This window comes from Pseudomonas sp. TJI-51 (genome assembly GCF_000190455.2).
GTDB classification, from domain to species: domain Bacteria; phylum Pseudomonadota; class Gammaproteobacteria; order Pseudomonadales; family Pseudomonadaceae; genus Aquipseudomonas; species Aquipseudomonas juntendi.
The window spans coordinates 1-9,175 of sequence record NZ_AEWE02000089.1 but is presented as its reverse complement, the minus strand read 5'-3'; the positions used below and the strand labels follow the sequence as shown (position 1 = coordinate 9,175).

At 64.2% G+C, this 9,175-nt stretch carries 7 protein-coding genes; all 7 read right to left on the bottom strand.

Features of this window, described 5'->3' with window-relative positions:
* Positions 1 to 1,854, bottom strand: a 1,854-nt coding sequence (locus G1E_RS19120) for a sensor histidine kinase (protein ID WP_047150024.1), incomplete at its 3' end; no start/stop codon positions are given.
* A gap of 135 nt (positions 1,855 to 1,989) precedes the next feature.
* Entirely contained in the window at positions 1,990 to 3,285 is a 1,296-nt protein-coding gene (gene purD / locus G1E_RS19115; protein ID WP_009683259.1) for a phosphoribosylamine--glycine ligase, read from the bottom strand.
* Positions 3,286 to 3,430: 145 nt separating this feature from the next.
* Positions 3,431 to 5,038 (bottom strand): bifunctional phosphoribosylaminoimidazolecarboxamide formyltransferase/IMP cyclohydrolase, encoded by a 1,608-nt coding sequence (gene purH, locus G1E_RS19110; protein ID WP_009683258.1) that lies wholly within the window; start codon positions 5,036 to 5,038, stop codon positions 3,431 to 3,433.
* A gap of 81 nt (positions 5,039 to 5,119) precedes the next feature.
* Positions 5,120 to 5,440 carry a DNA-binding transcriptional regulator Fis gene (fis, locus tag G1E_RS19105; protein ID WP_003249693.1) on the bottom strand — a complete coding sequence of 107 codons (321 nt, stop codon included), beginning with the start codon at positions 5,438 to 5,440 and terminating at the stop codon, positions 5,120 to 5,122.
* Positions 5,437 to 6,450, bottom strand: coding sequence for a tRNA dihydrouridine synthase DusB (dusB, locus tag G1E_RS19100; protein WP_009683257.1), 1,014 nt, complete (start codon positions 6,448 to 6,450; stop codon positions 5,437 to 5,439). Before dusB ends, fis begins: the two co-directional genes overlap by 4 nt.
* A gap of 251 nt (positions 6,451 to 6,701) precedes the next feature.
* Complete coding sequence (locus G1E_RS19095; protein ID WP_047150018.1) at positions 6,702 to 8,072, bottom strand: DUF3426 domain-containing protein; 1,371 nt, start codon at positions 8,070 to 8,072, stop codon at positions 6,702 to 6,704.
* 42 nt (positions 8,073 to 8,114) lie between these two features.
* Positions 8,115 to 8,993 (bottom strand): 50S ribosomal protein L11 methyltransferase, encoded by an 879-nt coding sequence (gene prmA, locus G1E_RS19090; protein ID WP_047150017.1) that lies wholly within the window; start codon positions 8,991 to 8,993, stop codon positions 8,115 to 8,117.
* Positions 8,994 to 9,175 lie beyond the last annotated feature (182 nt).

Below are 9,175 nucleotides of genomic sequence, written 5' to 3'. Positions count from 1 at the left end.
CAGCCAGAGGGTATTGCCCATGCCTGTGCTGCTCTTGATGCCGAATTCACCTTGCATCAGGCCGATCAGCTGCTTGGCGATGACCAGCCCCAGGTGGCCGCCCAGCTTGCTGTTGGAGAGGAAATGGTGGCTGTGCAGTTCGGCCTGCAGCAGGGCCTCGCGGTCTGCGGCCGGCAGCGGCTCGCCACTGTCCTGCACGGCAATGCGCAGGCGTGGCACTTCACCACGCTGATCCAGGGCCACCACCAGCAGGATCTCGCCCTGGTCGGTGTTTTTCAGTGCGTTTTCCAGCAGGCTGGACAACGCCTGGCGCAGCCGCGTGGGGTCACCGCTGATGACCCGTGGCACCTGCGGCTGGGTAAAGCTGATCAGCTCGATGTTCTGCTGTTCGGCCTTGGCGCGGAATATGTTCAGGCAGTCCTCGATCAGCGCGTTGAGGTCGAACTGCACATCATCCAGCTCGATCTGCCGGGACTCGAGCTTGGAAATGTCGAGTATCTCGTTGATCAGGGTCAGCAGTTCGTTGCCCGCGCTGTGGATGGTCTGCACGTAGTCGCGCTGCTTGACCGACAACGGCGTGCCCAGCAACAGCTCGGTCATGCCCAGCACACCGTTCATCGGGGTGCGGATTTCGTGGCTGATCTTGGCCAGGAACTCGGCTTTGGCGTTGATTTCGGCATCGCTGGCAGCCAGTGCCCGGCTGACGCTGAAGCGCTCTTCACTCATGCGCCGCAGGCGTTCGCTGACCGCCAGGTTGAGCAGCAGGCCGCTGGCCACGGCCAGGCCCAGCAAAATGCTCAGTAGCCATGGCGTGGAAGTGCGGGTAAAGCCGAGCAGGGCCGGCAACAGCACCAGGCCACCCAGGTTGAACAGCACCATTGCCAGGCAGAACAGCCGGGCGGGGGCATAGCCCTTGTACCACTGGTAGCTGCTGACCAGCAGCATGCTCACGGTGCCCAGCGCCATCAGGGCGTAGGTCATCAGGTTGAGGGGCAGGGTATCGACGAACAGCAGCACCAGGCCGCTGAGCCCGACCAGCAGCATTTCACCTTGCAGCAAACGGTTCAGCCGGGGCGAATTGCACGGCGAGAAGAAGTGCTGGGTGAAATACAGCCCGGCCAGCCCCGCCAGTACCAGGGTCAGGTAGGCCGCGGGCGTTTGTGCGCTGTGCCATACATGCCACCACGGGCCGCTGAGGTTCAGCAAGATGAGGCCGCTGAGCAGCATCAGGCCGTGATACAGCGCCAGCACCAGGGAAGTGCTGGAGCGGCTGTAGAGGAAGCGGATCAGGTTGTGCAGGATCAGCATCACCAAACCGCCGAACAGCATGCCGAACAGCAGCGGCTGGCGCTGGTCGGCGGCGGCCTGGGCGGCGGGCTCCAGGCTGATGGCCGGGCGCAGCTGGTGTTCGGACACCAGGCGCAGGTAGATGTCCACCGGTTGCTTGCTGTTGGGCAGGGGGAGTACATGGTCGCTGCCGCGCAGGGTGGGGCTGGCATTGCCGGCCTGGCGCCCGTGGTGCAGCTGACGCAGAAGTTGGTCGCCTTCGAGGGCGTAGAGGTCCAGGCCAGAAAGGTCCGGGGCGAAAACCCGCAGCAATTGTTCCTGGTCGCCCGGTTCCAGGCGGTAATGCAGCCACAGGGCTTGTTCTGCCGGTGCGGCATCCAGTTCGGCAAGGATCAGCGGGCTGAACTGGTTACGGTAGCGCTCGGAACGCACGTCGCTCAGTTGCAGGTTGGCCTGTTCATCGAGCAGCACCGACCAGCCCCCGCCATGATCGGCCGCAGCCGGGAACATGCAGAGCAAGGTCAGCAAGCTGACGATAAGAGCTGAGGCAATCCGAAGCCGACGCACTACGAAATCCCTTCTTGGCCGATGTGCCGGGTATCAACTATGCGCGGCGCACCAAGCCGAAGGCAAGGCCCATGGCGGGCCTTGTCGACGAGCCGGGCGCCGGGTGCACAGGGCACCGCGGCGTGCCGGTAGTGGTTACTGCTGGTGTTCACCGCGCTCACGGGCAATGGCCCGGTAGCCGATGTCGGTGCGGTAGAAGCTGCCGTTCCAGCTGACTTCCTTGGCCAGGCGGTAAGCCTGCTGCTGCGCGTCGGCAACGGTGCTGCCCATGGCGGTGGCACACAGCACGCGGCCGCCGTTGGTGACCACCTGGCCATCCTTGAGCGACGTACCGGCATGGAACACCTTGCCTTCGATCTGCGCTGCAGCGTCCAGGCCGTTGATTACGTCGCCCCTGGCGTAGTCGCCCGGGTAACCGCCAGCGGCCAGTACCACGCCCAGGCTCGGGCGTGGATCCCACTGGGCTTCGACCTTGTCCAGCGCCTTGGCGAAGGCCGCTTCTACCAGCAGCACCAGGCTCGACTCCAGGCGCAGCATGACTGGCTGGGTTTCCGGGTCACCGAAGCGGCAGTTGAATTCGATGACCTTGGGGTTGCCCGCCTTGTCGATCATCAGGCCGGCATACAGGAAGCCGGTGTAGACGTTGCCTTCCTCTGCCATGCCGCGCACGGTGGGCCAGATCACCTGGTCCATCACGCGCTGGTGCACGTCGGCGGTAACCACCGGGGCAGGGGAGTAGGCACCCATGCCGCCGGTGTTGGGGCCCGTGTCCTGGTCACCGACGCGTTTGTGATCCTGGCTGGTTGCCATCGGCAGTACGTTGTGGCCATCGACCATGACGATGAAGCTGGCTTCTTCGCCGTCGAGGAACTCCTCGATCACCACACGCGAACCGGCGTCACCGAAGGCGTTGCCAGCCAGCATGTCACGCACGGCGGCTTCGGCTTCGTCCAGGGTCATGGCGACGATCACGCCTTTGCCCGCGGCCAGGCCGTCGGCCTTGATCACGATCGGCGCGCCTTTTTCCTGCAGGTAGGCCAGCGCCGGCTCGATCTCGGTGAAGTTCTGGTAGTCGGCGGTCGGGATCTTGTGGCGTGCCAGGAAGTCCTTGGTGAAGGCCTTGGAGCCTTCCAGCTGGGCCGCGCCCTTGGTTGGGCCGAAGCAGTCCAGGCCGCGGCTGCGGAACAGGTCGACCACACCGATGACCAGCGGCGCTTCCGGGCCGACGATGGTCAGGTCGACGTTCTTCTCGGCGAAGTCGGCCAGTTGCTCCAGGGCGCACACATCGATGGCGACGTTTTCGCACTTGGCTTCGATGGCGGTGCCGGCGTTGCCTGGGGCAACGAAGACTTTTTCTACGCGTGGGTCCTGCGCGACTTTCCAGGCCAGGGCGTGCTCGCGGCCGCCGCTGCCGATGATCAAAACTTTCATGTCAAAACCTCGATTCAGGTGACCCCGAGGCGGGCGGGGAACGCTGTGGGAGCGGGCGTGCCCGCGAATGCGGCGGTGAATTCACCATCGTATTCGCGGGCGCGCCCGCTCCCACAGGATCGCCGCTTGCCCGGGGGCCGCGTAATTAGTGGCGGAAGTGACGCATACCGGTGAATACCATCGCGATGCCCGCTTCGTCAGCCGCGGCGATGACTTCTGCATCACGCATCGAACCACCCGGCTGGATCACGGCGCTGATACCCACTTTGGCGGCATTGTCGATGCCGTCACGGAACGGGAAGAACGCATCCGAGGCCATGACCGCGCCCTGTACCTGCAGGCCGGCATGCTCGGCCTTGATGGCGGCGATGCGGGCAGAGTTGACGCGGCTCATCTGGCCAGCGCCCACGCCGATGGTCTGGCGCTGCTTGGCGTAGACAATGGCGTTGGACTTGACGAACTTGGCCACTTTCCAGGCGAATACCAGGTCGTGGATTTCCTGCTCGGTTGGCGCACGTTTGGTAACGATCTTCAGGTCATCGGCAGTGATCATGCCGATATCACGGCTTTGCACCAGCAGGCCGCCGTTGACACGCTTGAAGTCCCAGCCCGCAGCGCGCTCGGCTGGCCACTCGCCGCATTCGAGCAGGCGCACGTTCTGCTTGGCAGCCACTACGTCGCGCGCCGCCTGGGAAATTTTCGGGGCGATGATCACTTCGACGAACTGGCGCTCGACGATGGCCTTGGCGGTTTCGCCGTCCAGTTCACGGTTGAAGGCGATGATGCCGCCAAATGCCGACTCGGTGTCGGTGGCATAGGCCAGGTCGTAGGCCTTGCGGATGCCGCCTTCGTCTTCCGGCACCACGGCCACGCCACACGGGTTGGCGTGCTTGACGATGACGCAGGCCGGCTTGACGAAGCTCTTCACGCACTCCAGCGCGGCGTCGGTGTCGGCCACGTTGTTGAACGACAGTTCCTTGCCTTGCAGCTGCACGGCGGTGGAGATGCTGGCTTCGCCCTTCTTGGCTTCTACGTAGAACGCCGCGCTCTGGTGCGGGTTCTCGCCGTAGCGCATTTCCTGGGCCTTGACGAACTGGCTGTTGAAGGTGCGCGGGAATTCGCTGCGTGCCGCCGTGGACAGGGTCTGCTGGGCCTGGTCGATGGTGCCCATGTAGTTGGCGATCATGCCATCGTAGGCGGCGGTGTGCTCGAACGCCTTGAGCATCAGGTCGAAGCGCTGGGCGTAGGTCAGGCCACCGGCCTTGAGGCCTTCGACGATGCCGGCGTAGTCGCTGGCGTTGACCACGATGGCCACGTCCTTGTGGTTCTTGGCTGCCGAACGGACCATGGTCGGGCCGCCGATATCGATGTTCTCGATGGCGGTCGGCAGGTCACAGCCAGGCTTGGAAATGGTGGCTTCGAACGGGTACAGGTTGACTGCAACCAGATCGATCGGCTTGATGCCGTGCTCGCTCATGATGGCGTCGTCGGTACCGCGACGACCGAGGATGCCGCCGTGGATTTTCGGGTGCAGGGTCTTGACCCGGCCGTCCATCATTTCGGCAAAGCCGGTGTAGTCAGCCACTTCCACCGCGTCAACGCCGTTGTCCTTGAGCAGCTTGTAGGTGCCGCCGGTGGACAGGATCTCGACACCGAGCTGTTGCAGCTCACGGGCGAATTCGAGGATACCGGTCTTGTCGGAGACGCTGATCAGGGCGCGGCGGACTGGCAGGCGGGTAGTCTGGTCGGTCATTTCGGGTTCCAATAACGCGGTGGAGTCAGCAAAAAAGGCGCCTCTGTTCAGGGAGCCGCCTTTTCTGGTTGGGATTCTGTGTTACAGCAAGTCGTACTGCTTGAGCTTCTTGCGCAGCGTGCCTCGGTTCAGCCCGAGCATCTCGCTGGCCTTGGTCTGGTTGCCCTTCACGTAGTTCATGACGCTTTCGAGCAGGGGGGCCTCCACTTCGGAGAGCACCAGGTTGTAGACGTCCGTGACGGTCGCGCCTTCCAGATGGGCGAAGTAATTGTGCAGCGCCTTCTCGACGCTGTCGCGAAGGGTCTGGCCCTCTTCGCTCGGCGTGTTCAGGTGCTGTTTCAGGTTGGCGTTGTCGCTCACGGGCGTTGTTCCACTCACAAAATTCTCGGTCATCATCGTCATGCGGCCACCCCTTGTCCGTCCTCTGTCTCAAGGCTCTGTCGACGCTCGCTGAAAAACGCGCGAACGTTGGCGCACTGCGCTTGTGTGTCTTCCAAAGCGTTGAACCGGGAGCGAAACTCCTTGCCGCCGGGTCGTGTTGCCAGGTACCAGCCAACGTGCTTGCGGGCGATACGTACGCCCATCACATCGCCATAGAAGGCATGCAGCGCGGCCAGGTGTTGCAGCAGAATGTGTTCCACTTCGTCCAGCTGCGGCGCCGGCAGGTGTTCGCCGGTGCGCAGGTAATGCTCGATCTCGCGAAAGATCCATGGCCGCCCCTGGGCAGCCCGGCCAATCAACAGGCCATCGACCCCGGTGGCATCCAGCACCGCCCGGGCCTTTTCGGGCGACGTGATGTCGCCGTTGGCAAAAACCGGGATCGACACCGCCTGCTTGATGGCAGCGATGGTGTCGTATTCGGCTTCGCCGGTGTACAGGTCGGCGCGTGTGCGGCCATGTACCGCCAGCGCCTGGATGCCGGCCTGCTCGGCGATTTTCGCCACGTTCAGGCCGTTTTTGTTCGCCCGGTCCCAACCGGTGCGGATCTTCAGGGTCACCGGAACGTCCACGGCGCCGACCACGGCGTGGAGAATTTCGTGGACCAAGGCTTCATCCTTCAATAAAGCAGAGCCTGCAGCTTTGTTGCAGACTTTTTTTGCCGGGCAGCCCATGTTGATATCGATGATCTGGGCGCCTGCCTCGACATTGGCCCGTGCTGCCGCTGCCATCATCTGCGCATCACCGCCGGCGATCTGCACCGAGCGCGGCTCGGGATCACCCTCATGGATGCGGCGCAGGCTCGACTTGCGGCTGTTCCACAGGTTCATGTCGCTGCTGACCATTTCCGACACGACCATGCCTGCGCCCAAGCGCTGGCAAAGTGTACGGAAAGGCTGGTCCGTGACCCCGGCCATGGGCGCGAGGATCAGGTTGTTGCGTAGCGTGTATTGGCCGATGCGTACCGCCGACATAGGTGATCCCTGTTGTGGGGCCGAATCTTGGAGTTCGAAAAAGGGTTGGCATGATACCCGCTCTCGGTGACCGGATAAAGATGGAACTGGATAAAATCTGAACAACCGGGGCTGGCGACAAGCGGCAAGTTGCAAGCCACAAGACAAGCAAGCCGACAGCCGGCCTGCTTCGTCTTGAAGCTTGAAGCTTGAAGCTTGAAGCTTGAGGCTTGTCGCTTGTCGCTTGTCGCTTGTCGCTTGTCGCTTGTCGCTTATTCCGGTGAGCGGAAGCTCAGGCTGTAATTGACCGCCTTCGGGCCGGGGTCGAGGATGTCCAGGGCTATGTGGATCGGCGTCTGGCTGGGCATCTCGCCACGCCCCGCCAGCTCACCCGACAGGTATTCGCTGGGCTTGAAGCGGCGGCTGGCGATCAACTGGCCATTGAGGTCGGCGAAGCGCAGTTCGAGCAACGGGAATGGCTGGGCAAATGGCGCACGGTTGTAGATGATCGCATCAACGATGAGCGCGCCTTTGAAATCCGGGTGGCTGCGTACCACCAGGTTGCTGCTCTTGATCCGGCCAATGTCGACACGGGTGGGCACCTGGCAGCCGACCAGCGGGCACAGCTGCAGGAACATGGGCCGGTACTGGTCCTGGCGGGCCATTTCGTCGAAGTGGAACCACACGTACTGGAAGGCCAGCAGGCCGGCGGCCAGCAAAGACAGCACGCCCCACAGGATCCGCTTGCCCCAGTTGGGCGCAGGCTTTTCCCAGCCCAGTTGCAGGGGGTCGTCGACCACGTCGACCAGCGGCTCCTTGCGCGGTGTGCGCTCGGGCTTGCCGGCAAGGCCGGGTTCCAGGCGTTCACCGGGCAGCGGTTCGCCAAGCTCGTCGTCACGCGCCGACAGCTGCAGTGGCAGCGGTTCATCGTCGCGCGCGCTCAGGCCTTTTTCCGGGATGTCGTCATCGTCAGTGTGCAGCGGTTCGCCGAGTGTTTCAGGCTCATCGATTTCGCCAGTGCGCTGCACGGGCGGCTGGTCGTCGAAGTCCAGGTCGAAATTGCTGCCCAGTACCGGTTCGGTGCGCTCGCCAGGGGCAGGCTGCAGGTCTGGCACCTGTGGCTCCGGCGTCAGCAGCACTGGCGCAGGCTGTGCCTGCAGTGGCGGCTCGAGGGGGTCATCGGTTGCCGTGCCGAACAGGTCGTCCACAGACTCGTCGGCATGCCCCTCATCGCGCCGCGCTTGCAACCCGTCATCCTGCCGGGCGGCGCGTGCCTGCGCCGGCCCCCCACGCCGCTCAAGGCGCTCCAGCTCTTTGTCGAGGTCAAGGGCATCGAGCGCCTCGGCGGTGACGGCCCAGTCCTCCCCCGGCGCAGGGCTGGGCGCACTGCTGGCCGCCTCGGGCGGAGCAGGCGTTGCCGCCTCGGCGTCGGGCAGCGCTGGCGCCGCCGGGGCAGCAGGCGCCACCGCCGGCGCTGGCGCGGCGCTGGCAGCGCGGTTCTGCTCCAGCAACTGCTTGGCGGCGTTGAACACCTGCAGGCAATGGCCGCACCGCACCACGCCGCGCGCTACGCTCAGCTGGTGGTGGGTAACGCGAAAGCTGGTCTGGCAATGCGGGCACTGGGTGACGAAACTGTCGGTCATGCGGCAATCCGGGAGCTGTGCAGGAAAGTATTCTAGGCCCGCTTAGCGGCGCCGACCACTGATGCGCACCCAGCCATCGCGCACGACGATCGGGTCCAGGTCGAAGTCGGCGGCATAGGCTGCGGCCACTTCCTCGCCCTGCTCGGCAAGGATGCCCGACAGTGCCAGCAGGCCACCTGGGCGAACCAGCCCGGAAAGCTGCGGGGCCAGCGACACCAGCGGGCCGGCAAGGATGTTGGCGACCAGCACGTCGGCCTGCATCGCCGGCATGTGCTCTGGCAGGTACAGGGCCAGTTTCTCGTCGGCGATGCCATTGCGCTGGGCGTTGTCGCGGGAAGCCTCGATGGCTTGCACATCGATGTCGGTACCCACCGCCTCACGGGCGCCGAGCAGCAGGGCGGCGATGGCCAGAATGCCCGAGCCACAACCGAAGTCCAGCACTTGGGTGCCTTCGAGCTGCTGGCCATCGAGCCATTCCAGGCATAGGGCGGTGGTGGGGTGGGTGCCGGTGCCGAAGGCCAGGCCCGGGTCGAGCAGCAGGTTGACCGCGTCTTTCTCGGGGGCGTCATGCCAGCTGGGCACGATCCACAGGCGGCGGCCAAAGCGCATGGGCTGGAAGTTGTCCATCCAGCTGCGTTCCCAGTCCTGGTCCTCGATCACTTCGGCCTGGTGCTCGGGCAGTTCGGCGCCGGTCAGCAGGCGCAGGTGGGCGAACACCTGCTCAGCGTCGGTATCGGCTTCGAACAAGGCCAGCAGGTGGGTGTGCGACCACAGCGGGGTGGTATTGAGGTCGGGTTCGAAGATCGGCTGGTCTTCGGCATCCATGAACGTGACAGAAACGGCGCCTACTTCAAGCAGGGCGTCTTCGTAGGTTTCGGCTTGTTCCGGGCTGATGGCCAGGCGTACTTGCAGCCAGGGCATGGCGGGCACCTTTGGTAAATCGACAGGGGCAGCCCTAGGCTGCGCGAAGGCTGGCAGTTTACGCGAGTGCGCAGGGTTTGTAGAGAAGGCCCCGGCCTTGTGGGGGCAACTGTCTTGTATTGCCTGGGCGGGCCTCATCGCCGGCAAGCCAGCTCCTACAGGGATCGCCTTAGGGCTGACAG